This window comes from Gracilibacillus thailandensis (genome assembly GCF_010994055.1).
Classification (GTDB): domain Bacteria; phylum Bacillota; class Bacilli; order Bacillales; family Amphibacillaceae; genus Gracilibacillus; species Gracilibacillus lacisalsi.
The window spans coordinates 1-22,935 of sequence record NZ_WJID01000025.1 but is presented as its reverse complement, the minus strand read 5'-3'; the positions used below and the strand labels follow the sequence as shown (position 1 = coordinate 22,935).

At 37.4% G+C, this 22,935-nt stretch carries 18 protein-coding genes and 1 pseudogene; 14 read left to right on the top strand and 5 right to left on the bottom strand.

The genetic code is table 11. From position 1 onward, the window contains the following. Positions 1-275: 275 nt before the first annotated feature. From GH715_RS21775 to GH715_RS09455, 4 genes are all read left to right on the top strand, one after another. Complete coding sequence (locus GH715_RS21775; RefSeq protein WP_163578572.1) at positions 276-3,254, top strand: phosphatase PAP2 family protein; 2,979 nt, start codon at positions 276-278, stop codon at positions 3,252-3,254. A gap of 412 nt (positions 3,255-3,666) precedes the next feature. Further along, positions 3,667-3,966, top strand: coding sequence for a hypothetical protein (locus GH715_RS09465; RefSeq protein ID WP_153835195.1), 300 nt, complete (start codon positions 3,667-3,669; stop codon positions 3,964-3,966). A gap of 393 nt (positions 3,967-4,359) precedes the next feature. Further along, positions 4,360-4,872, top strand: a complete 513-nt coding sequence (locus GH715_RS09460; RefSeq protein WP_153835194.1) for a type 1 glutamine amidotransferase domain-containing protein — start codon at positions 4,360-4,362, stop codon at positions 4,870-4,872. 303 nt (positions 4,873-5,175) lie between these two features. Further along, positions 5,176-8,421 (top strand): FIMAH domain-containing protein, encoded by a 3,246-nt coding sequence (locus GH715_RS09455; protein ID WP_153835193.1) that lies wholly within the window; start codon positions 5,176-5,178, stop codon positions 8,419-8,421. 219 nt (positions 8,422-8,640) lie between these two features. Here the strand turns inward: GH715_RS09455 and GH715_RS09450 are convergent, their stop codons facing one another. After that, a complete protein-coding gene (locus GH715_RS09450; RefSeq protein WP_153835192.1) occupies positions 8,641-9,075 on the bottom strand; it encodes a nuclear transport factor 2 family protein in 435 nt (144 codons plus the stop codon). Between the two features lie 15 nt (positions 9,076-9,090). Further along, a complete protein-coding gene (locus tag GH715_RS09445) occupies positions 9,091-9,438 on the bottom strand; it encodes a winged helix-turn-helix transcriptional regulator (protein ID WP_018934251.1) in 348 nt (115 codons plus the stop codon). Between the two features lie 130 nt (positions 9,439-9,568). On the opposite strand from GH715_RS09445, the gene GH715_RS09440 reads away from it, so the two are divergent. Together GH715_RS09440 and GH715_RS09435 are read left to right on the top strand one after the other, a co-directional pair. Next, positions 9,569-10,624 (top strand): LLM class flavin-dependent oxidoreductase, encoded by a 1,056-nt coding sequence (locus GH715_RS09440; protein ID WP_153835191.1) that lies wholly within the window; start codon positions 9,569-9,571, stop codon positions 10,622-10,624. A 10-nt stretch (positions 10,625-10,634) separates the two neighbouring features. After that, positions 10,635-11,201: an NADPH-dependent FMN reductase gene (locus tag GH715_RS09435; RefSeq protein ID WP_153835190.1), complete on the top strand. Its 567-nt coding sequence runs from the start codon at positions 10,635-10,637 to the stop codon at positions 11,199-11,201. A 50-nt stretch (positions 11,202-11,251) separates the two neighbouring features. Here GH715_RS09435 and GH715_RS09430 read toward each other — a convergent pair. Beyond that, positions 11,252-12,472, bottom strand: a pseudogene (locus tag GH715_RS09430) (hemolysin family protein). Positions 12,473-12,662: 190 nt separating this feature from the next. Here GH715_RS09430 and GH715_RS09425 point away from each other — a divergent pair. The 6 genes from GH715_RS09425 (at position 12,663) to GH715_RS09400 (ending at position 20,056) form a co-directional block, all read left to right on the top strand. Further along, positions 12,663-13,964, top strand: coding sequence for a hemolysin family protein (locus GH715_RS09425; protein WP_153835189.1), 1,302 nt, complete (start codon positions 12,663-12,665; stop codon positions 13,962-13,964). A gap of 137 nt (positions 13,965-14,101) precedes the next feature. After that, positions 14,102-15,163 carry a TAXI family TRAP transporter solute-binding subunit gene (locus tag GH715_RS09420; protein WP_153835188.1) on the top strand — a complete coding sequence of 354 codons (1,062 nt, stop codon included), beginning with the start codon at positions 14,102-14,104 and terminating at the stop codon, positions 15,161-15,163. After that, positions 15,153-15,707, top strand: a complete 555-nt coding sequence (locus GH715_RS09415; protein ID WP_153835187.1) for a DUF1850 domain-containing protein — start codon at positions 15,153-15,155, stop codon at positions 15,705-15,707. Before GH715_RS09420 ends, GH715_RS09415 begins: the two co-directional genes overlap by 11 nt. Then, positions 15,700-17,922 carry a TRAP transporter permease gene (locus GH715_RS09410; protein WP_153835186.1) on the top strand — a complete coding sequence of 741 codons (2,223 nt, stop codon included), beginning with the start codon at positions 15,700-15,702 and terminating at the stop codon, positions 17,920-17,922. Before GH715_RS09415 ends, GH715_RS09410 begins: the two co-directional genes overlap by 8 nt. 288 nt (positions 17,923-18,210) lie before the next feature. After that, positions 18,211-18,921: an N-acetylmuramoyl-L-alanine amidase CwlD gene (gene cwlD, locus GH715_RS09405; protein ID WP_153835185.1), complete on the top strand. Its 711-nt coding sequence runs from the start codon at positions 18,211-18,213 to the stop codon at positions 18,919-18,921. An 88-nt stretch (positions 18,922-19,009) separates the two neighbouring features. Beyond that, a complete protein-coding gene (locus GH715_RS09400) occupies positions 19,010-20,056 on the top strand; it encodes an Mrp/NBP35 family ATP-binding protein (RefSeq protein ID WP_153835184.1) in 1,047 nt (348 codons plus the stop codon). A 40-nt stretch (positions 20,057-20,096) separates the two neighbouring features. Here the strand turns inward: GH715_RS09400 and gerD are convergent, their stop codons facing one another. Further along, on the bottom strand, positions 20,097-20,768 hold the full coding sequence (gene gerD / locus GH715_RS09395) for a spore germination lipoprotein GerD (RefSeq protein ID WP_153835183.1): 672 nt from the start codon (positions 20,766-20,768) through the stop codon (positions 20,097-20,099). Between the two features lie 141 nt (positions 20,769-20,909). Here gerD and GH715_RS09390 point away from each other — a divergent pair, with 141 nt between their 5' ends. Then, on the top strand, positions 20,910-21,497 hold the full coding sequence (locus tag GH715_RS09390; RefSeq protein ID WP_153835182.1) for a KinB-signaling pathway activation protein: 588 nt from the start codon (positions 20,910-20,912) through the stop codon (positions 21,495-21,497). Between the two features lie 21 nt (positions 21,498-21,518). Here the strand turns inward: GH715_RS09390 and GH715_RS09385 are convergent, their stop codons facing one another. Next, positions 21,519-22,289 (bottom strand): polysaccharide deacetylase family protein, encoded by a 771-nt coding sequence (locus GH715_RS09385; RefSeq protein ID WP_205601846.1) that lies wholly within the window; start codon positions 22,287-22,289, stop codon positions 21,519-21,521. Positions 22,290-22,448: 159 nt separating this feature from the next. On the opposite strand from GH715_RS09385, the gene GH715_RS09380 reads away from it, so the two are divergent. Next, positions 22,449-22,670 carry a hypothetical protein gene (locus GH715_RS09380; protein ID WP_018934586.1) on the top strand — a complete coding sequence of 74 codons (222 nt, stop codon included), beginning with the start codon at positions 22,449-22,451 and terminating at the stop codon, positions 22,668-22,670. Positions 22,671-22,935: the final 265 nt, after the last annotated feature.

Sequence of the window (22,935 nt, the reverse complement as noted above, 5' to 3'; positions counted from 1 at the left end):
TGTTTTCTCCTTCGCTTTCTTCCATTTTTGATGATAATAGTAGTTGTAATAACCCCTTTTGGCGTTTCAAAGAGTTTCCCGAAAGATTTGTAAAAGGACGGTTCCCCCAACCCGTTTATTTTCGTAATGAGTTTCTTCTCTTCTACATAAAATTACATAATTTTAACTTTTTTCCTACATTCATTTAACATACAGACCTTAAAGTGGAAGTAGTGGGGTTAAGTGATTTAAAAATCTGCAGCAGAAAAGGAGAAATGAAAATAGGTATGAAATTCATGAAAAAAGTATCGATACTACTACTACTTGCAGTGCTAACTATGGCATCTTTTGAGCCTCCTGTTCAGGCGGCTAGTCAATATTCTGAAGAGGAGCAATCAAAACCTGCAAAGCCACAAGGGACTACTGAAGAAATAAATACAGATGCTCCTGAAGTCGGGCGACCTTTACCAGCAGTGGATAATGGCGGAAATGCTAACGATCCTATTTTAAAGAATATAGCTGGAACTAATCCTTTTATCAATATTTTAGATGGTTTTGATCAAGTCTGGTCTATGAATCAACCAGATTGGAGAGACGGTACAGCGTTAACTATACCAGGTGCAAATGGTGAAGTTGCAAAATATGGTGATGGGCCTACCGTTTATTTTGATGGATATAAAAATGATAAGACAAAGGTAGTAGCAGATAAGAAGACATATACTAACGAAGAAATCAGAGATCCAGAGACTTGGGAAGCTAATATAAAATATGTAGAAGAAGTTACTAAAAATAGAACGAAAGAAGAGGCGTTAGCAGCCTATTATGATGATCAAAGAGATAAGGTATACAGTATGATGGATGCTTACGGGCCCCTAGCTAATGCCTACGTTGAGATCGTTAACCCGATCACAAGTGTTGTCAGATCAGCAGAGGACATGGATAAAGTATTGGAAGAAGCGACTGTTGAAGACCAAGCCCAAGGGATGGGGCAATGGGAGGGATCTGCACTAGAAGGTGCGATGGATTTAGTTCATTTAATTAGATTTAGGAATCCTTCTTCGTCTAATCCTTCTAAATACTTTTTTTCTTCTCCAAGACCTTACAGAATGAATGCAAATGGAGAAGTGAAAGAAGTTGTTGATGAGAACGGCTTACCTGTTTGGGACACAATCGGCAGTGGTGAAAGTACAGTAGAAGAATTACCTTCAGGCGGTAAGAAAGAAACGGGAGAAAGACATTACCAGCAATATGAAACGAATGTGGAAGTAATTCCTGCATTAGAATATGTAAAGAGAAAAGCAGAAGACGGGAGAGGTAAAGACGGAGCCTTTCCAAGCGGGCATACAAGTGCAGCTTATTTGTCAACATTCGGATTTGCCTATGCAACACCAGAGAGATATGCTGAATTTCTAACAAGAGCAGCTCAAATGGGTGAAAATAGAATAGTGACCGGCATGCACTCTCCACTTGATGTTATAGGAGCAAGAATACAAGCTACAGCAATGACTGCCTATGCATACAATCTTTCAGAAAACCAAGAGGTATTGGATAAGGCTTATCAAAATGCTGGAGAAGTATTCGGTGAATTAGCTGCATCAAAAGAAATGAGCTTGTATGAATATGCACATACAGTAACAGAGGATTATACGTTTGAAAGTGCGTACGATGAAGAAAAGTGGGAAGATCATGAAGCAAATAAAGCATTCTATCGGGAAAAACTTACATACGGATTACCTCAAACAGGCACAAAAGGTTTAGACCCTGTAGTACCTAAAGGGGCTGAAGTTTTATTGAAAACTCGTCAGCCCTATTTGACCGATAAACAACGTAGAGAAGTATTGTATACCACAGAAATTGAATCAGGCTACCCTGTAATAGACGAATCAAATGGCTGGGGAAGACTTGATTTGGTAACAGCATCTGATGGATATGGTGCGTTTTTAAGCAATGTAACAGTGAATATGGATGCATCAAAAGGAAGATTTAATGCCCATGATTCGTGGAGAAATGATATATCTGGCAGTGGTATGCTTACCAAGCAAGGGTCAGGAACACTTACATTGACAGGAAATAATAGTTATTCAGGAGGTACATTGCTACAAGGAGGAACGTTAGAAGCTACTTCTGATACTGCTTTTGGTCAAGGCGATCTGTATGTGGAAGATGGTACAGTGTTAGTTAATGTAGATGAAGCTTTGAATGTAAGTGGTAACTTAACAATGGAAGCTGGAAACCTTGATATTGCAATGGATAATGACGAAACTCAACTAAATGTAGCTGGACTGTTATACCTTGATGGTGGCGATCTGAATTTGGATCTTTCTAATTATGAAATAGACAAGCAAGCAAATATTACTTTAATGACTGCCGACAAGGTGGAAGGTAAATTCGATAATGTAACTGCAGATGATTACGAGGTAACTGTCACTTATAACCATAATAGTGTCGTTGCAGATATCAAAGCAATCGATCGTTCTGATCCAGGTACACCAGATCCTGAAGATACGGAAAATCCTGTTGATCCTAAAGATCCAGAAGGTCCAAAAGACCCTGAAGAGCCAGAAGATCCAAAAGATTCTGAGGACTTAAAGGATTCAGAGAAACAAGCCAGTCTTACTTTAACACCTGATGTTACCAATGGCGAAGCAACGATCGAAACAGACTCGCTCCATCAACTGGCTGATCAAGGTGAATTATGGATAGATTTACGTGATCATAATGATTCTGTTAACCTAGCATTTACTTCTGAGCAAATAAAATGGCTGAAGCACCATCGTATAGTGATCATCATTCAATTAAAAAATGTTAGCTTGCAACTAGCTGCCTCCAATTTCACTAATGGATCCGAGGCTGCAACAATCCAGTTAGAGCGTTTAGCTGACATTGATCAAGCATTGAGTGTGGTCTATGACTTTGAAATCAAACAAGGCGAAAAACGATTAGATACCTTCGATGAAAAAGTGACACTGACTTTTTCTGTTGATAGCGACAAAGTAAATGATAAAGATCAGGTGCAACTGTTCTATTGGCATCCAGAACTTGAGGAATGGGAAGCAATCGGCGGAAAATGGCAAGATGGAAACGTGTCAGCACAAACCGATCACTTCAGTACCTATACTGTTTTTGAACAGGAAGCAATGGAACAACAGCCTGTTACGGACGACGGACAAAAACTACCGGAAACTGCCACTACGATCTATCAGTACTTATTAGCAGGGTTTTTACTCTTCTTAAGTGGCGTGTTCTTCCTCTTCATGAGAAGAAGAAAAGCTTAATCGTTTATGTGGAGAGATATATGAAAAGACCAGAATGTATGATGATGGTCAGAAATAAAATAATATTTAGTATGGTATTCAACTAGCTCTATCATTTTGGTTTAAGTAATATTATTTTAAACTATGTTTTACGAAGTCCCCAACCGCCTATGGTTGGGGATTTTTCGTATATAGATTTGTTTAAATTTTGCAAAAAATAACGCTTAACATACAAAAATGTACAGGTAATACAGAAAAATCCTAAAGAGAATGCAGCCCTTTTTCATAGCGTGTCTATTGCAATGAGTAGATGCGCTAAATGAAATGAATGGTAAAAATGAGAAAATCATAATTCATTAAACAGTCTTTTAAAAGGGGAAATGTGTATACGAGTCATCAAAGGATAACATATGATGTACAAGGGGGGCTGCTCATGAGCGTAGAATTTATGGGGACTATTATTGCAGCACTATCTCTGATTATTGCTTACATGGGTTATCGAATCAATAAACAAAGACAACAATTGCAATCAGATCAAAGTTTGAGATCAGAAACTGAGAAAGAAACGGAAGTTAGAACATCACTTCTTTATATTAGCAGAGGAATTGATGATATAAAAGTTGATCTGAAGGCCAATGAAAAAGATGTTGCTGAAATATCCGAAAGAGTAACCCGGGTAGAAGAATCTACTAAACAAGCACATAAAAGAATTGACAATATCAGTCCTGATTAGGGCTGATTTTTTATATGAAGGAAGTGAAGAGAATAGATATAGGTATAGTGGTAAGATCAGATAGTGATAAAAACTCAAATTCTACTAGTAAAGTATCAACCTTGAAGTTGATGGATACTGGGGAAGAATTAACGACAAAAGCATAACAGGAATACTTCGATAAAATAGGTAGACAGTGTTATAAGCATTCAATAACGTAATGCAGTAACGAGTAAAATTGTATCAGGCATCACCTTGGAAAAGCGCTCCTATTTTATCCGGTTTTAAAATCTTAAACTTAATGGTTCAGCACTTTTTTGTATAACATCTGTAATGTTTACCAGAAACTCACACGTGGAATTATTGAAAACAAAGAGAATATTAATTCTATTATTTAAGGAGGAGTATTAAATAATGGCGAAAATAGCAACAGTGATTACAGATATGTTTGAAGATGTCGAGTACACTTCACCAAAAAGGGAATTCGAAGGTGTTGGTCATAAAGTCTTCACAATAGAAAAAGAGGCGGGCAAAACAGTAGAAGGTAAACAAGGTGACGCAACTGCTTCTATTGATTATGGAATTGATGATGTAACGCCAGAGGATTTTGATGCATTGTTCATTCCGGGAGGATTTTCTCCTGATATGCTGAGAGCGGATGACCGTTTTGTGACATTTGCTAAACATTTCATGGATGAGAAGAAACCGGTCTTCGCTATTTGTCACGGGCCACAGCTACTAATCACAGCCAAAACATTAGAAGGCCGTGATGCCACTGGTTTCAAATCAATACTAGTAGACTTAGAATACGCTGGCGCTAATGTGCACGATCAAAGAGTAGTCGTTTGTGGTGATCAATTGGTTACCAGCCGACAACCAGATGATATCACGGCATTTGTAGAAGAATCACTTCAACTATTGCCATAAAGATTAATCCCCCGTGAGTCAATGAGGCTTACGGGGTTTTTGCTGTCAATTAGAAAATAAATGATTGCATTTAACCACCCAATTCCTTCCATGAAAAAGACAAGAACAATGCCTCTTAACAGTCATTGTTGTTTTTGTATATAAATTGTGAGAATAGTTTGTTGTAATCGCTTACGTGTGCGTTTAACCTATAATGGAAGCACCTAATTATTCTATAAATAGAGAGGAGGAGTCGTTACTTATTGAAAGTTAGATAAAAAAGAAACTGCTGCCAATTGTGACACTAAAAAACGGAGGTATTTTATGAGGAAATTATTTTATAGTATGCTATGTTTTACTATCTGTTTATTCATGCTTCCTTTTGTGAATCCAATTGTCAATGCTACTGAAGAGGAAGAAATTCTAGCCTTTCCTGGTGCTGAAGGATTTGGGCAGTATTCTAAGGGTGGTCGTGGTGGTGAAGTTTACCATGTAAATAGTTATGAGTTGACAGGTCCAGGAACGTTTCATGATGCACTGACAACTGCTGGTGATATCCCTCGAACCATTGTATTTGATATATCCGGAGAAATTAAAATACCACAAATTATTGTTCGTAATAAATCCAATATCACCATAGCTGGTCAAACTGCTCCAGGAGATGGTGTAACCATAAAAGGAAATAATGTTCGTTTTATTGATAGTAACGATATTGTTATCCGTTTCATGCGATTTCGTTTAGGAAAGAATGATTTCCAAGATGATGCTTTATATTTTGAAGATAGTCAGAATGTGATCATTGATCATTCTTCATTTTCATGGGGAACTGACGAAAACTTATCGATATTAAGTAAAGATTATGATAATCCAGAATCGAAAAATATAACCGTACAGTGGTCTATCATCTCAGAAGGACTTTTAACACATTCAATGGGTGGATTAATTGAGATGAATACGATCACCATGCATCATAACCTTTATGCCCATAATAATGATAGGAATCCTAAAACAAAAGGGCAAATCGATTTTGTGAATAATGTTATATACAACTGGGGGCAGTATCCTTATGTTGCTGGTGGTGAATCAGGAACGAAAGGCTATGGTAATGTGGTAGGAAATTATTTTATAGCAGGTGTGAATTCAAGAAATCCAGAATATGCCGTAGTACGTGGAAATGAAAATTATAGCCTATTCCTAGAAAACAACCGAATAGATAGTAATAAGAATGGTATCTTAGATGGAACGGACACAGGAACAAAGATGATGGAAGTGGAAAGACCAAGTGTTATTGTGGACAAACGTTTTGAATATCCGTTAACTAATATAGAGGAGCCTGAAAAAGCTTATCAACATGTTTTAGATTATGTAGGTTCTTCATTAGTGAGAGATAGTGTGGATCAAAGAGTGATTCACGATGTTAGAAATCAAACAGGTGCTATTATTGGGCATGAAGAAGATGTTGGTGGTTTTCCAGAACTAGAGAAGGGAACTGCTCCAAAGGATACGGATCGGGATGGAATGCCAGACGAATGGGAGCTAGCAAATGGATTTGACCCAAATAACCCAGAGGATAGAAATGCAGACAAAAATGGCAATGGATATACTAATTTAGAGGAATATTTAAATGAATTAGCTACTTCATCTTTTCCAAAGAATTATCCAATGGAACCACCAGTATGGACAAGTGATCCATTTGTGCCGCCAGAAGAAGATACAGAACCCGAACCAGACGTAGAGCCTGAACCATTACCAGTAATGGATGGGGAAATTACGAAAAACCTCATCATTAATGATAACAGTAGTGGAGGAGGTCAAAATGCAAGGAATTGGTCTATTGAAGAGAACCTCCAAGAGGGAGACCTGGTAGCTGGTGATCGAGATGGTTATCGATTCACCGATATACCAGAAGAGTTACTTGGTGTGGAATGGATTCGCTCAGCAGTGAATTCAAGAAGTGCTACAAGTGAAGATCTCGTTACCTTTTATCTAGCTGCAGATGCAGATGTATATGTTGCTCATGATGCAAGAGTGAGTTCAAAGCCAGAATGGTTATCATCAGAATACGAAAACACCGGACAAACGATTGTAGATGATCAACCCGTAACATTTGAGCTCTATAAGAAGCATTACCCTGCTGGATCCTACGTGGTAATGGGGCCAAATAATAACAGTAGTCGAATGAACTATTTTGCATTAATTCAACCGACGAGTCAGGAGGAGCCGCCCAATGAAGTACCTAAGGACTTAGAAGGAGATATTGCAGTAGACGAGGTTTCATTGAATTGGTCGTCTGTTAATGATGAGGAATTGTATTTAATCTATCGCTCATCGTCCAAAGACCCTTCGTTTAGAGCAATTGCAAGTACGGAAGAAAGTAATTACAAAGATGATACAGTTGAATTAGGTGTAACATATCAATATAAGATTTCTGCTATAAATGCTGGGGGGGAATCTGAGCTGTCTGAACTAACAGAAATTTTCTTCTTTGACCCTAATGAACCCACCCCAGATACACCAGCTGAACTAACCGTCACCAAAACCAAGAGTATAACAGTTGAATTAAAATGGAAGGAGGTTGAAGACGCTATTAGTTACGGCGTTTTTAGGACTACTGAACCGGATGGAGAATTTAAAAAAGTAGCGGACACAATAAGTCCTTCTTACATGGATAAGCCTGTCGATTCTTCTACGACATATTACTACAAAGTATCAGCAACAAGTATTGGCGGAGAATCTGACATGTCAAATGCAGTAAGTACAACTACAGAAGAAGCTATTGATCTTCCAGAAGTGCCACAAGGACTTTCAGCAGGGGAAATAACTAATTCTACATTCGAAATCAACTGGGACTCTATTGAAGAAGCAGACAATTATGATATTTACCGAAAAGCGAATGAAGAAAGCGAGTTTAGCAAAATTGCTAGTACAGATTCATCAAACTATAAGGATGAGAGTGTCAGTATAAATCATACAGGATATAGTTACAAGATATTGGCAGTGAATGAAATGGGAGAGTCAGAGTTCTCGGAAGAGCTTAATATTGACATGATTCCTCCTAATACACCATCTGACTTAATCGTTAGTTTAATAGGAACGGATGTTGTTGGTTTAACTTGGACATCACAAGGTGGAGCCAATCGGTATAATGTTTATCGAGAAAGAAACGGAGAGGTTGAATATATTGGATATGCCAAAGTAGATACTTACTTTGATCGCACGGCAGAACCGGGGGTACATTATACGTATTACATTAAAGCAGAGAATGCCAGTGGCGAATCAGAAGAATCGAATGTAGTGGAAGTTACTCCTGGGTACATTACGGTGTTAAAGAATTACATGCAGCAATATGACCAGACTGGTGATATAACTGGACCGATTGTGCCTCAATTAACTAACACATTAAAACAAGTGGAACATCATGTAGAAAAAGGTTCAACAACAAAGGCAATAAAATTCCTTTCTAAGTATAAAGAGCAACTTACTAAAGAAAAAAACAAAGAGCAAATTTCACCACTAGCAAGTACAGTTTTAAATCACTATGCAAAGTCATATATGGAAGAATTGAAATAAAGATTTGTGAGGAAGGGCAGTAACCCACACCTTATGGGGTTATTGCCCGTTCTTAATTGTAAGGAAAGCATAAAATTTGCGCAGATGTCTAGCTCCGAGCGCCCAGAAACTAGGCGACTTCACGAATTGCCCTACGATAAAGAAGACTTGCCGATTGGTGAAACCAGAGGCTTAGTCGCACTTATGCCTTTAGGTGAAAGTCATCATCGGTTCGTAAACTCACCGTGATGCCTTTATCTCAGTTATTTCTGAAGTCGCTACGTTTCTAATCGGGCGCACTAAGCTTTTCTTAATTTCTTCTAAACTTAAATTGGTAATAGTACCTTGATGAAAGGATAATTGCCACCTACCATCAATATACTTCCAAATAGAGCTCCGCAATGTGTTACGTTCTTTCGAATGATTCATGACATAATACGTTGCTAGAACAACATCTGGCGCTAATTGTTCGACCTGATAATTGTGGAGAGACATTTCATCTAGATCCACTCCACCTTCCAGACACATCGCTTTATTTATCAAAATGCCGGAGCTTCCAATCTCTTGAAAATCATTAGCAAGTATTTGCGCTAATTTCTTACTACTACTCTTGACCTCTGATTGAAGATGGCTTTCTTCGAGTTGCTGTAAATGTGCTTTTACATTCTCATTCATAACCACCGCTCCTAATCATCCATGCTGTTTTTTTAACTTCTCCTGCTTATGCAACGTATGCTTTACACCCCATTCGTGCATAGCCTCCAAAATAGGCTGTAAACTCTTACCATATTCTGTCATAGAATATTCGACTTTTGGCGGTACTTCTGGATAGACTACTCGTTCGACAATGTCTTCAGCTTCTAGCTCACGTAACTGTTTCGTTAACATTTTTTGCGTGATTCCGGGCATACTTCTCTTAAGTTCATTAAAACGTTGTGTGCCATGATTCAGCAAATGAAGTAAAATAATAGGCTTCCATTTGCCGACAAGAATACTTAGTGCATCTTCTACCCTGCAAGCATTCGGCTCGTACTTCATCATCAATCACCCTACTTTACAGTATATTTTTGGATACTATATATCATTTAAGTGCGTACTTACATTTTACACTTCTATGCTTCATAATAACATATGATAGCAAACTTTGATGTTAGAAAGGTTGTTCAAAATGGAAAAATATCGTATCGATCCTAGTAAAGGACTAGAGTTTGGTTTATATACATTAGGTGATCATTTACCTCACCCGGAGACAGGTGAACGGATTCCGGCAAGTCAGCGTTTAGATGAAATTATTGAATTGGCAAAATTAGCGGAAGATGCCGGTCTTGATTTCTTTAGTGTTGGGGAGAGTCATCAAGATTATTTCACGACACAGGCACACTCTGTTGTACTAGCTGCGATTGCGCAGGCAACGGAAAAAATAAAAATTGCCAGTTCTTCAACTATTATAAGTACACTGGATCCTGTCAGAGTGTATGAAGACTTTGCGACCATTGATTTAATTTCAAAAGGACGTACGGAAATTGTTGCAGGCAGAGCTTCTCGTGTTGGAAACTTTGATCTTTTAGGTTATGATTTGCATGATTACGAAGAATTATATGAAGAAAAATTTGATCTTTTATTAAAAATTAATGAAAACGAATATGTAGATTGGGAAGGTCAGTTCCGTGCACCATTAAAAAATGCTCATGTGCTGCCAAGGCCGCTAAATGGCTCATTACCAATCTGGCGAGCAGTTGGTGGCAATCCTTCTAGTGCCGTTAAGGCTGGATATGCAGGCGTGCCGATCTTTGTAGCTATGTTAGGAGGACCGGCAACACTGTTCAAACGGACTATTGACTCTTATCGTGATGCACTAGCACGAGGAGGATACGATCCGAAAGCATTCCCGGTATCTACAGCTGGTTTCTTTTATCTAGCAGAAACAACACAGCAGGCACAGCGTGAAACATATCCTTTTATTAATGCAGGTATGCAAAAGACGAACGGAAGAGGTTTTGCCAAACAAGTCTTTGCTCAAGGGGCTGACCCGCATGATGTAATGAACATCGGTAGTCCTCAGGAAGTCATTGAAAAAATATTATATCAACATGAAACATTTGGTCACCAACGATACATTGCGCAAATGGACTTTGGTGGAATACCGTTTGACAAATTGCGAAAAAATATCGAATTAATCGGAAAAGAAGTTCTGCCAGCAATTCGGAAATACACAGCAAAATAGGAGGCCAAGAATGAAGGTAGTTGCAATAGCAGGTTCGATTGTCGGATCTAAAACAAAAACAGCGATAAATTATGCAGTCGAAACAATCACTAATAAATATCCCGATATAGATGTTACTTTGCTAGATCTAGCTGATTATGACATTCAGTTTAGTGATGGCAGGAATTATCTAGATTATAAGGGCGATACGAAGAAAGTAACCGAAACAATTATGAAGGCAGATGCATTACTGATTGGAACACCTATTTTCCAAGCATCAATTCCAGGAACGTTAAAAAATATTTTTGATCTATTACCAACTAGTGCACTCGAGGGTAAAGTGGCAAGCATGATTGTCACAGCAGGTTCACAACGTCATTATCTTATTCCGGAACAACAATTAAAACCAATATTAGGTTATATGAAGGCACAAGTAGTTCAAAGCTATGTCTATATAGAGGATGTGGATTTTTACCGAAAAGAAATTACTAATGATGACGTAATCTTTCGCATTGAACGACTCGTTGAAGATACTATTACACTAACAAAAACATACCAACAAATTCAGGCAGAAAAAGAAGCAGAATATGATTTTTAAGTTACTTAAAATCCCCCTTATCATTTTTAAAGGGGGATTTTAGCGGTTTTTCATTTAACAATCCTTACTTGCTTTATCGTTCGGCCGTCTGTATCTAATATTTGGTAGTTTAAATTATTTATTTCAAATGATTCTCCCTTTTTAGGGAAATAATTTAATTCTTTTAGAATATAACCAGCTAGAACATCCTCTTCCTCAGGAATTTCGGTATGGAAAATGGAATTTAGGCGACGTAATGAAATTTTCCCGTCACAGACAATTTCCGTATCGGTCAGTGTGTCAACTAACCCTTCATTTTCTAAATCTGTTTCATCTTCAATTTCTAAACCGATCATTGCTTCAATAATATCCTCATGGGTCAGTATCCCCTCTGTTCCACCGTATTCATCGAGAACAATTGCCATGTGCTTTTTTTCCTTTGTCATTTCACGAAAAACCCATTCGATCGACTGAAATTCATATACCAGTAACGGATCTGTATCACTATAGGATTCAAGTGATTTGTTTGGTTCCGTTGACCATGATAACAAGTATTTGGAGTGAAAAACACCTATGATCGTGTCAATATCCTCTTCGTAAATTGGGTATCTTGTAAACGGGTTTTGAATTGCAATATCTCTGATTTCTTCAAAACTTGCTGTACTAGCTAATGCAACTACTTCTACTCGGGGAGTTTTTAGCACATCTTTAACGGTAAGATTATAAAAATCGAGTACTCCTTTAATTCGGTGTGATTCTTCTTGATGAAACATTCCTTCTGAGTCGGCTATATCGACCATAGCCCTTAACTCGTCCTTCGAAATGGACACATCCTGCTCTTGACCTCTTGAAAGCATCTTTGTAATAAAATCCGTTAACTTATTTAACAGGATAGTAATAGGTTTTAATATAACAACAATAGTCTTGATAACAGGATAAACGATGTATGCAATACGATCAGGAAATGTGGCAGCGATGGATTTCGGAATAACCTCTGCAAAAATAATAATGGTTATAGTTAGAATCGCAGAAGCGAGTCCAACGTTAAATCCATATTCAATTGCAATGGTTGTGACTAATGTTGGCAATAGAATATTCGCGATGTTGTTTCCGATTAGGATCGCAGTAATAAATTCACTTGGTTTGGAAATAAGGTTTAGTAGTTTTGCTGATTTTTAATCCTGATTGCGAGCTTTTGTTTGTAGCTTCATTTTATTTGTTGCAGTTAAAGCAGTCTCACTTCCTGAAAAAAACAATGAGACAAATAAGAGAGCGGTGATGGCGATAACCATTAAAAAAATTCCTCCTTAAAATTTGAAACAACATTTAAAGAAAAAATGATATAAATTTATTCTACAAGGATAACGATACACTGTACAGTTTTAACTAAACCATCTCAACACGATTTAGTATTATTTTCTGTGTAGTTAGTATATAATAGTGATGTAAACGTTTGATATAAAAATTAGGAGAGTGAGTTTTTTGGACGATATACCACTGAGTGGCATTACTTTATTAGCAATCTTGATTATGTTGTCAGCTTTTTTTTCATCGGCGGAAACTGCTTATTCAAGTGTCAATAAAATTAGGTTAAAACATTTCGCGGAAAAAAGAAGGGCTGGAAGTGAAAAGGCTCTTCATATTGCAGAGCATTTTGATCAAACATTATCTACCATATTAGTCGGAAACAACATCGTAAATATTGCGGCCGCAAGTATTGCTGCAACAATAGCTGCGGAATTGTTTGGAGGAAGTCTTGCGTTAATAGGTAGTACGATAATGATGACGATACTGATTCTTATTTTTGGTGAAATTCTTCCCAAATCATTAGCTAAAGAACATGCAGAATCCTATTCATTGATCATTTCCAATGTTCTATATGTTTTGATTAAAATATTAACTCCTGTTAATTTTCTGTTTATACAATTGAAAGCATTGGTATCAAAAATCTTTGCTAAAAACAATCAGCTTCCATCTGTAACAGAAGAGGAAATTAAATATATGTTGGACATTAGTGAAGAAGAGGGAGTAATTGATAAAGAAGAACGTGAACTTTTATATCATTCTATGGACTTTGATGACACGGTTGCGGAAGAAGTTTTAACTCCTCGTATTGATATGGTGGCTATAGAAGTGAATCAGTCTATCGATGAAATAAAGGAAGTTTTCTTTACAGAGCGATATTCCAGAATACCGGTTTATAAAGAAACTGTTGACAATATTATTGGTATATTATCAGAAAAGGAATTTCTTACTCATTTGGTGAAATATAACAAAGTAAATATTCGTGAATTGCTAAGAGAGCCTTTATTTGTGACAGAATCGATGAAGGTATCGGCATTGTTACCACAATTACAAAAAGAAAAAATCCATATGGCTATTGTGTTAGACGAATTTGGTGGTACATCTGGATTAATCACATTAGAAGATATTTTAGAGGAAATTGTCGGTGAAATATGGGATGAACAAGATGAAAAGGTTCATGCCGTTTCTAAAATTCATGACCGTCTATACGTGTTTGATGCACAATTTCAATTAGATGATTTCGCTAAAGTATTTAATATTACCCCGCCCGATAGTTCTTATCATACCATAGGAGGTTGGGTGATCGAAAACATAGAAGTAATACCTTCAAAAGGAGATTCTTTTCAATATAGCAATTTTTTAATTGTGGTGGAAGAAGTGTCAGATCGACGAGTGAAGAAGGTAAAAATAGAGTTGCAAGAAAAAGAATATAACCATAGCCCTTTTTTGGGAACAAAATATTTAAGCGAGGCACAATAATTTATCCCTTTTCCTCCGTTATTGGAGGGAAAGGGTTTTTTTTTCTTGAGTAAGTTTTTTTACAAAAAAGGGATGATTCTTTCATTTCATGCATACATCTTAAAGTAAGAATTTTACTAAAAAGAGGGGGATCTTTTATGGGGAAAAAGATTTGGTTAGTAGCCATGTTACTTGCTTTAGGATTGATTCTAATGGCATGTGGCGATGCTTCGGATGATGCGGTGGATAATGGTGATAGTGAAAGTGAAGAATCGTCAGAAAGTTCAGAGGATACTCAAGAGGAATCATCAGAGGATACAGAAGAAGAGAATGCAGTAAATACAGATGGATGGGTAGAAGATGTTACTGTCTTAACAGGTGGAGAAGCAGGTGTCTATTTCCCATTAGGCGTAGCAATGGCAGAAATTATTGATGAGCATGTCGATGGTGTTAGTGCAACAGGTATTACCAGTGGTGCTTCAGTTGTTAATGCAAATGAGGTAAGTGGTGGTCAAGCACAGTTGGCATTGATTCAAAATGATATTGCCTACTATGCCCAAGAAGGCTCACATATGTTCGAAGAGGTAGTAGATGGATTTAGTGGTATTTTTACGATTTATCCAGAAACCATTCAGATTGTAACATTGGCTGACAGTGGTATCGAAACAGTTGAAGACTTGGAAGGGAAACGTGTAGCAGTTGGAGATGTGGGGTCTGGTACAGAAGCAAATGCAAGTCAGATATTGGCTGCCCATGATTTAACGTTTGAAGATCTAAGTGCTGAGTGGATGGGCTTTGGTGATGCTTCTACTAACCTGCAGGACGGTAATATCGATGCTGCATTTGTAACTGCTGGTACACCGACTGGAAGTATTCAAGAACTAGCGGCAAGTGCTGATATTCGCATTGTAAGTATTAATGAAGAGAAAATCGATCAAATAACAGAGGAATACCCATACTATACCAAAGTAGAATTAGACGAGAATACGTATGAAAATTTTGACGCTACCGCAACTACCATTGCGCCACAGGCGATGTTAATTGCTAGTGATGATCTTCCAGAAGATCAAGTCTATGAAATGGTAAAAGCTATATTTGAAAATATAGATGCGATGGAAAATGCTCACGAACGTGGAAAAGACTTAACCATCGATTCGGCATTAGACGGAATGTCCATTGACTTACACCCTGGTGCACAGCGGTACTTTGATGAACAATAATAGTAAGGGAAAGGCATTGCAACGTCGCAATGCCTTTCTTGCAACAAGTTTAGTAGTAATATTGCTGATGATAGGTGTATGGTTATTAGTTCCGTCTAACTATCAGTTGGTTATAAGAGATATGAAAACGAAGGAAATTTTATGGGCAGACACCATTGAAAAAGGGAATAGATTTGCTCATCGATATATTCACTCGGTCGAAAAGTCTCCCGTAAAAGAAGTATTCCAATTTTCTGATATGGGAGAAATAAGGACAATGGAAAGTTGGACAAAATCTTTTGGAGCAGGATTACCATATCAAAGGAAAGGTGAGGTTGCAATGGAGGATGGTTACTATGTGTTAAAAAATATTAATCGTCCGATCCATGATGATGTGTTAAGAATGAAGCCATCCAACTTGTATCCGCATACATTTTTGTTCCAGAATCAAACCATCTACCTTTCGGAACAGCCTTTTGTTGGCCGTGTCATTGAAATAGATGTAATACGTTCTTCATTGTGGAAGAGTTTCAATTTGAATAAAGAGAGGGATAGAGATGGATGATAGTCAAAAGAAGATGTTACAAGAATTAGAGGGAAGTGATCGAGAGCTTCGTAAGCTTTGGGGTATTGTTGTGTTAGCAATTAGTGTTTTTTTATCTGCTTTCCATTTATATGTTGCAGGATTTGGATTACCTGGTATAGGCTCCAAGACATTTTTAATATTGCATTTAACCATTGGGTTAATACTTGTTTTTTGTATTTTTCCGATCAAAAAAGGTCTGCGCCAAACATCTATACCTTGGTATGATGTTGTACTAGCCATTATCTCTTTAGCGGTTGGTACATATATTATTCAAAAACAAACAGCAACCTCCATTATGTCAGGCCGGCCTACAGACCTCGATTTATTCATTGGCTTAGCTTTAATTATTTTAGTGCTTGAAGCGACACGCCGCGTAGTAGGAAAACCGCTCGTTATCATCGCTCTTGTTTTTATAGCTTATTTCTTTTTAGGTGAATATATGCCAGGTCAGTTTCACCATACACGAGGTGACTTCGAACGCTTTGTTTATGAAATTTCCTATCGTAACAACGGAATATTTGGAACACCGATTTATGCCTCCGCCCAGTTTGTGTTTATATTTATCCTATTTGGTTCGATTCTCGAGTCTACAGGTGCGGGAAAGATGTTTATTGACTTGGCATTGCGTATGTTTGGTCGCTATAAAGGTGGGCCAGCGAAGGCAAGTGTTGTAGCGAGTGGACTAATGGGTAGTATTTCCGGAAGCTCTACAGCAAATGCAGTCACTACCGGTACTTTCACGATCCCATTAATGAAGCGAGTCGGTTTTAAACCACATGTAGCTGGTGGCGTAGAAGTGGCAGCATCTTCAAGTGGCCAATTCTTACCACCCATTATGGGGGCAGCTGCATTTATTATGGTAGAGTTTACAGGGATTCCGTATTATGAAATTATTCAAAGTGCGATTATTCCAGCTTTATTAGCCTATATCGGTATATTATTTATGGTGCATTTCGAGGCATCCAAACATGGTATTACCGGGATTGATAAAAGTGAATTGGCATCAGGCAGAAAATTGATAATGCAACAAGGATATTTATTAATACCATTAATTGCTTTACTTTATTATTTGGTCTATGTTCGGGTTTCAGTTAATAATTCCGCCTTTTTTTCGATTATTGTGTTATTGGTGCTAGCGTTATTTGTACAACGGTTTAAAGATAATCTTGGTCGTACTGCTATCATTGCGTTGGCGGTAATAGCGATAACTGTATTATTACAATTTTTGATTGGTCCCATTAATCAAGGGTTACACGCTTTAAATGATATCTTTCATATCAATTTCTTTAGTACTGAGATGATCAGATGGAAGTCAGAGATCTTAATCTTACTACTCATTAGTATAGGGATAGCGTTTATCTTTGCTTTGTCACAGAAAAAAATGAAGATAGATTCACCACCAGTACATTTTGGTTGGAAGCAAACACTGGCTGGCTTTGAAAATGCTGCACGAAATGCGCTATCCATTATTGTAGCATGTGCGACTGCAGGTATTCTGATTGGTGTAATCACAACTTCAGGTTTATCTACTAAATTCACAAGAATTGTAATTGGCTTTAGTGAAACATTAACGAATGCGATGCCAAACTTTTTAGTAACAGATAATACCCAGTTATATTTTGCATTAATATTAACGGTGTTTGCTTGTTTATTATTAGGATTAGGATTACCGACAACGGCAACCTATGTTGTTCTGGCAGCTATTGTAGCTCCTGTATTAACAGATATGGGTGTTCATGTGTTGATTGCTCACCTGTTTGTACTATATTACGGGGTATTAGCGGATGATACACCGCCGATTAATCTACCTGCCTATGCGACAGCGGGTATAGCTAAGGCTGGGCCAGTTTCAACTGGTGTTCAAGGGTTTAAGTATGATTCAGCAGCATTGTTATTGCCGTTTGTTTTTACATTAAATCCAACTATTCTTTTGCTCACGGATGTGGCATGGTATCAAGTTATTTGGGCGATTATTACAGCAACAATCGGGATGATTGCCTTTGCTTCGTTCATTCAAAACTGGTTAGTCAGACAATATCATTGGTATGAAAGGTTATTAGCGCTGATTACAGCATTATTATTCATCCAAAACAACTTACTGACAGATATTATTGCCATAGTGACACTTGCTATTATCTTTGTCTTGCAGTTGTTTCTTTCCAAGAATCAGAAGAATAAAGAGCAAACAGCATAATGACAAAAACCCTCTCTCCATTACGGAAGGGGGTATTTTCGGTTGATCAATCATGTGATGTAGATATGGCTTTGTTTAAAAGGAAAGAATCTTCCGAATATATAAGGAAGGGATACCTGCAGAAAGATACAGCATCGTTATGCTGAATTGGTTAACAGTATTGAAAAGCAAGATATAACGATATATTATCAACAAAATGAATTATCTCTATAAAATATTTGTAAGCTGGCATAACTTTCCCGCTTGTCCCATATAGTGGTTACAGGAGAATTATAGGGGGAAAAGCGGATGCCGAAGATATTTAAAGTTGTCCTGTGGTTAGTTGGATTATTTTTATTAATTATTTTGATGCAATACCCGATGCAACGATCGTTGGATTCGTGGCAAACATGGTCGCTACCACTAGCTGGTAAAACGATTGTCCTTGATCCAGGGCATGGTGGAGTTGATGGTGGTGCTAAAGGGTCAGATGATACCCAGGAGAAAGATATTGCCCTCGAAGTGTCCAAGATGCTTAGGGATTATTTGCAGCAGGCAGGAGCAATTGTCTATCTTACAAGAGAGGGCGACTATGATTTAGCCCAAGATGGAACAACTGGTTTGTCTCGGAGAAAGTCAGAGGATATTCAAAATCGAGTAGCATTTATCAAAGAGAAAGAAGCGGATCTTTTTCTTAGTATTCACTTAAATGCTTTACCTGACAGGCAATGGAAAGGTGCTCAAACTTTTTATCACCCTGGAAGAGAACAAAATGAATTGTTAGCAAAAGCAATTCAGTCTGAAATTCGTCGTAATTTAGAGAATACCAATCGAGAGGCATTGGCCATGAGTCAGGTATTTATTTTAAAATATGCCGAAACAACGGGAGCATTAGTAGAAATTGGCTTCTTGTCAAATGAAGAAGAGAAAGAATTATTAAAATCGACGAATTATCAGAAAAAAATGGCGGCAAGCATATATGAGGGCATTTCACAGTATGTCATCGAACAAACCCGATAAGTCGTTGATGCATCTCACTTAGTTAATGCTTAATTTGTGTTATACTAGCAAATAGGACTAAATAGTTTTTAAATTGAGGTGACCTATTTTGCTAACAGAACAAAGTGTAATCGACCTTTTGCATAAAATGAAAGACCCCTTCTTACATAAGACGTTTAAAGAAACGGATGGTATTGAAGAGGTCTCTATTAAGGAAGAGAAAAATCATGTGAGTGTCAAACTTGCGATTGCAAAGACGAATACTGCAGAGCAAATGCAATTACAACAAGAATTAGTTGGTGCATTAAAACAATTAGGAGCGGCGACGGTTGGGCTTCGCTTTAGCCAATTGCCTGAAGAAGTAATCGCTAAATTCCAGCCAACTAAAGAAGAAGATCCCTCTTTACTTAGCAAAGATTCCAATACCAACTTCCTGGCAATTGCCAGCGGTAAAGGTGGCGTTGGAAAGTCAACCGTTACAGTGAATACGGCAGTTGCTTTGGCGAGATTAGGAAAAAAAGTAGGAATTATTGATGCTGATATTTATGGTTTTAGTGTACCAGATATGATGGGCGTGGAAGAAAGACCGAAGTTGAACGGCAATAAGATCGTTCCAGTGGAGCGTTTCGGTGTAAAAATTATGTCGATGGGCTTCTTTGTAGAAGATAATTCCCCTGTTATTTGGCGTGGACCAAGATTAGGTAAAATGTTGACAAGCTTCTTTAAGGAAGTGGAGTGGGGAGAACTCGATTATCTCCTATTAGATTTACCTCCAGGTACAGGTGATGTCGCATTAGATGTACACAATATGATTCCGTCATCAAAAGAATTAATTGTTACAACACCACATCCAACTGCAGCATTTGTAGCTGCACGTGCTGGTCAAATGGCGATTAACACTGATCATGAAATCTTAGGTGTCATTGAAAATATGGCCTTCTTTGAGAGTAAAGTAACTGGTGAAAAAGAATATGTATTCGGTAAAGGTGGAGGCGACAAGCTAGCTGAAGTGTTAGGTACACAAGTGATCGGTCGACTTTCCTTGCAACAACCATTTGAAGAAGAAGGTGTCTTTGCACCATCTGTCTATCAAGAAGACCATCCTAATGGTAAAGAATATCTTGAGGTTGCTAAACAAATCATTGACCAATTTTAATCAAGAAGTGGAGCGCTTTTTTAAAAGGCTCCACTTCTTTTTAGCTAGACTGATTTTCTTGTTGATCTTGTCCTTCTTGCTCTTTTTCTTGCTGCTTCTCTTCGCCACCACCGGAACCACCCGATGATCCACCAGATCCGCCGCCTCCACCTTGTTCTGAAGGCTTCATTTCTTTAGCCGCTTTTAAAAGTAAATCAGTGATTTTTGCTTGGAACATTGGAGAATCAAAAGTTTCTTCCATTACCTTCTCTAAATGACTTCGAAATTCTTGGCTAGTTAAGGCTGTCATTAATTGTTGTTCCATCTCTGGATTTTTGAGTACTTCCATTAATTTTCTCTGATATTCTGGGTCACTCATTAACTTTTTGGTGACATCCTCTTGTTTATCTTGCAATGCTTTCGCAAATGATTCTACAAATTTAGGATCTTGGAACATTTTTTTCCAAAATTCTTTTCCTTTGTCGGAAGAGAGTGTTTCTGTTACGGCGTCTTTAACGACTTTTGCATCGACCACATAAGTTTGTTGCATGTCATCACTAGACAACACTTCTGTAATCGCCTTTTTTCCTTCATCTGTTTTAAGAATGTCTGCGACCATTTTTTTTGTTCCTTCATAGTCTTCACTATCTTGGTTACCTGCATTGTTCCCACCGCCACCACATCCTGAAAGCAGCAGTAGAGTAATACCTAACATATATAAAAATCGGTTCATATTTACCGCTACCTTTCTTATAAAAAAATAACCTGTATTTATAATATGGAGTCATTTATAATTAATATGTATGACAAGCGAAAAAAACTGAAGTTCGTGGTAAAATACGTAACAGGATATAGAATGTAGGGGGATTTTATTTTGAAAAGTCGTAATGTTGTACGGTTGTTTTTTTCTACTTTGCTTTTAGGTGGGGTTTCTACCCTAATTGCGAGTTTTTTTGTGAAGGCAGGAGTGTATGCAGAAAACCTCAATCCGATTGATTGGTTTGAAATATTAGGCTTGCTGATTTTTTTCACTGGTTTAGGCTTTGTTTTTAGTTTGATCAGCCAAATGGGCTTTTTCGCATATTTGACTGTTAATCAATTTGCTTTAGGTGTTTTTCGTAGGTATTGGCCAACAGTGCAGGTAGTATTAATTGCCTTTGCTCTGTTTGATCTCGTCTACTTCCGTTATCGAAGTGTGGAAGACGGCACGGTCACACCATTTTTGTTAACTGCGATTGCTTTATTTATTTTTAGTTGGTTTGTTGCAGGCATAAAAGCAAAAGAAACCCACAAAAGAGCATTTATCCCAGCCCTTTTCTTTATGGTTGTCATTACATCGATTGAGTGGGTGCCAGGACTGCGTACAGAAAATGGCGACTATGCTTGGCTAATGATTGTACCATTGATATTATGTAATACTTATCAGCTGTTAATACTACATCGTTTAACCGAAAAGAAATAGACCTACCCTTTAAGGAATGGTCTATTTCTTTTTAGATTGAAGTTCTTCTTGGTTTGTTTCTGCTTGTGTAATCAATTCAGAAATAGTCAAAAACTCTTTGTCATCTTTGACCTCTGGGATGACAACCTCAAGTGCCTGTTCTGTTTGTTTCACACTATCTGAAGCATGAAGTAAAATGATCGACCCATTGCGAACATTCTTTAGAATATGATTGGCAATCTTTTCAGTTCCAGGGTTCTGCCAATCATTTGGATTAATACTCCAATGAATCACTTTAAGCCCTTGATTCTCAGCTAAGCTAATCACTTCTTCATTTAAATGCCCATTAGGTGCTCTTAATAAATAAATATCTTCATAACCTAACTTAGAAAAAATATCTTTTGCTTTGTTCAAATCGCTTCGCACTTCATCTATCTCTTGCTCGACGTATGATTGATATTGGTAACCGAGCATTCCTATCTCATGTTTGTCCTCTGCAATTTGTTCTAAAATATCAGGGTGTCGCTCAGCCCATTCACCACTTACAAAGAATGTGGCTTGAACATCTTCTTTCTTCAATCTTTCTAAGATAGGGATAACTTGTTCTTCACCATGGCTGATGTTAAAAGTTAAAGCGACGGATGGATGGTCCTCATTCCCAGCATTTAACGCCCGTGGATTATCCTGATTAGAAAAAACCGTAGAGGTATAATTAAATTCTAAAAATAAAAACAGGGCAACAAAAAAAGCAATTGGAATAATGAGGAATGCTTTTTTTTGTTTCTTCATGTCTACAATATATAATCGTCTCACCGAAAATCCCCTCCCTTTAGTTGGGCTTGTCTCCATTATATGTAGGGTATTTCTTTAATATGATGTCTAATTATGTTTAATTTTGAAAGAAAACAGGAATATAGATATTAGATAGTGGGGAGATTATCATTATTAAAATAGATTTTAGGGGTGGACAAGATGTTAGGCTTATTAATTAATGATAAGGAGCAAAGTGAACTGCAGTATGTGATAAAAAGAGAGCTAGAAGAATTACTGCTGGACTTAGAAGATCATCGAATAGATAAAATGGTGAAGCAAGCAATGCGTGAGAGATATAAGGTCATATTTCAATTGTATACCCGAGTAGCTAGTGAAGAAGAGATAAAGAAATATATACCTAAGAAAGTGCAAATTGAATAAGGAAAGTAGATACTGTATCTTTTTTGTAAAAAGGGATATAGTATTTTTATTTTATATGTCAGAAAAAAAGTTAAAAAACCTCTTGCCTGCTATATAAGTTTATGGTATATTATCATTTGTCGTCGTAAGGAAATGAAGTGATGAACAGCTAAGAAAAAATTCAAAAAAAGGCATTGACTTCTTTTTTGATACATGGTATATTATATTTCGTCGCAAAAAACGACACAACATTGATCTTTGAAAACTGAACAAAACAACCAGTATG

Bases quoted from the DNA above. Each gene is read 5' to 3' on its own strand.
- GH715_RS09435 (WP_153835190.1), top strand. From the start codon at position 10,635: ATGAAGGTAGTTGCAATAGCAGGTTCGATTGTCGGATCTAAAACAAAA.
- GH715_RS09455 (WP_153835193.1), top strand. From the start codon at position 5,176: ATGAGGAAATTATTTTATAGTATGCTATGTTTTACTATCTGTTTATTC.
- GH715_RS09440 (WP_153835191.1), top strand. From the start codon at position 9,569: ATGGAAAAATATCGTATCGATCCTAGTAAAGGACTAGAGTTTGGTTTA.
- gerD (WP_153835183.1), bottom strand. From the start codon at position 20,768: ATGAACCGATTTTTATATATGTTAGGTATTACTCTACTGCTGCTTTCA.
- cwlD (WP_153835185.1), top strand. From the start codon at position 18,211: ATGCCGAAGATATTTAAAGTTGTCCTGTGGTTAGTTGGATTATTTTTA.
- GH715_RS21775 (WP_163578572.1), top strand. From the start codon at position 276: ATGAAAAAAGTATCGATACTACTACTACTTGCAGTGCTAACTATGGCA.
- GH715_RS09410 (WP_153835186.1), top strand. From the start codon at position 15,700: ATGGATGATAGTCAAAAGAAGATGTTACAAGAATTAGAGGGAAGTGAT.
- GH715_RS09460 (WP_153835194.1), top strand. From the start codon at position 4,360: ATGGCGAAAATAGCAACAGTGATTACAGATATGTTTGAAGATGTCGAG.
- GH715_RS09420 (WP_153835188.1), top strand. From the start codon at position 14,102: ATGGGGAAAAAGATTTGGTTAGTAGCCATGTTACTTGCTTTAGGATTG.
- GH715_RS09415 (WP_153835187.1), top strand. From the start codon at position 15,153: ATGAACAATAATAGTAAGGGAAAGGCATTGCAACGTCGCAATGCCTTT.
- GH715_RS09380 (WP_018934586.1), top strand. From the start codon at position 22,449: ATGTTAGGCTTATTAATTAATGATAAGGAGCAAAGTGAACTGCAGTAT.
- GH715_RS09445 (WP_018934251.1), bottom strand. From the start codon at position 9,438: ATGAAGTACGAGCCGAATGCTTGCAGGGTAGAAGATGCACTAAGTATT.
- GH715_RS09465 (WP_153835195.1), top strand. From the start codon at position 3,667: ATGAGCGTAGAATTTATGGGGACTATTATTGCAGCACTATCTCTGATT.
- GH715_RS09450 (WP_153835192.1), bottom strand. From the start codon at position 9,075: ATGAATGAGAATGTAAAAGCACATTTACAGCAACTCGAAGAAAGCCAT.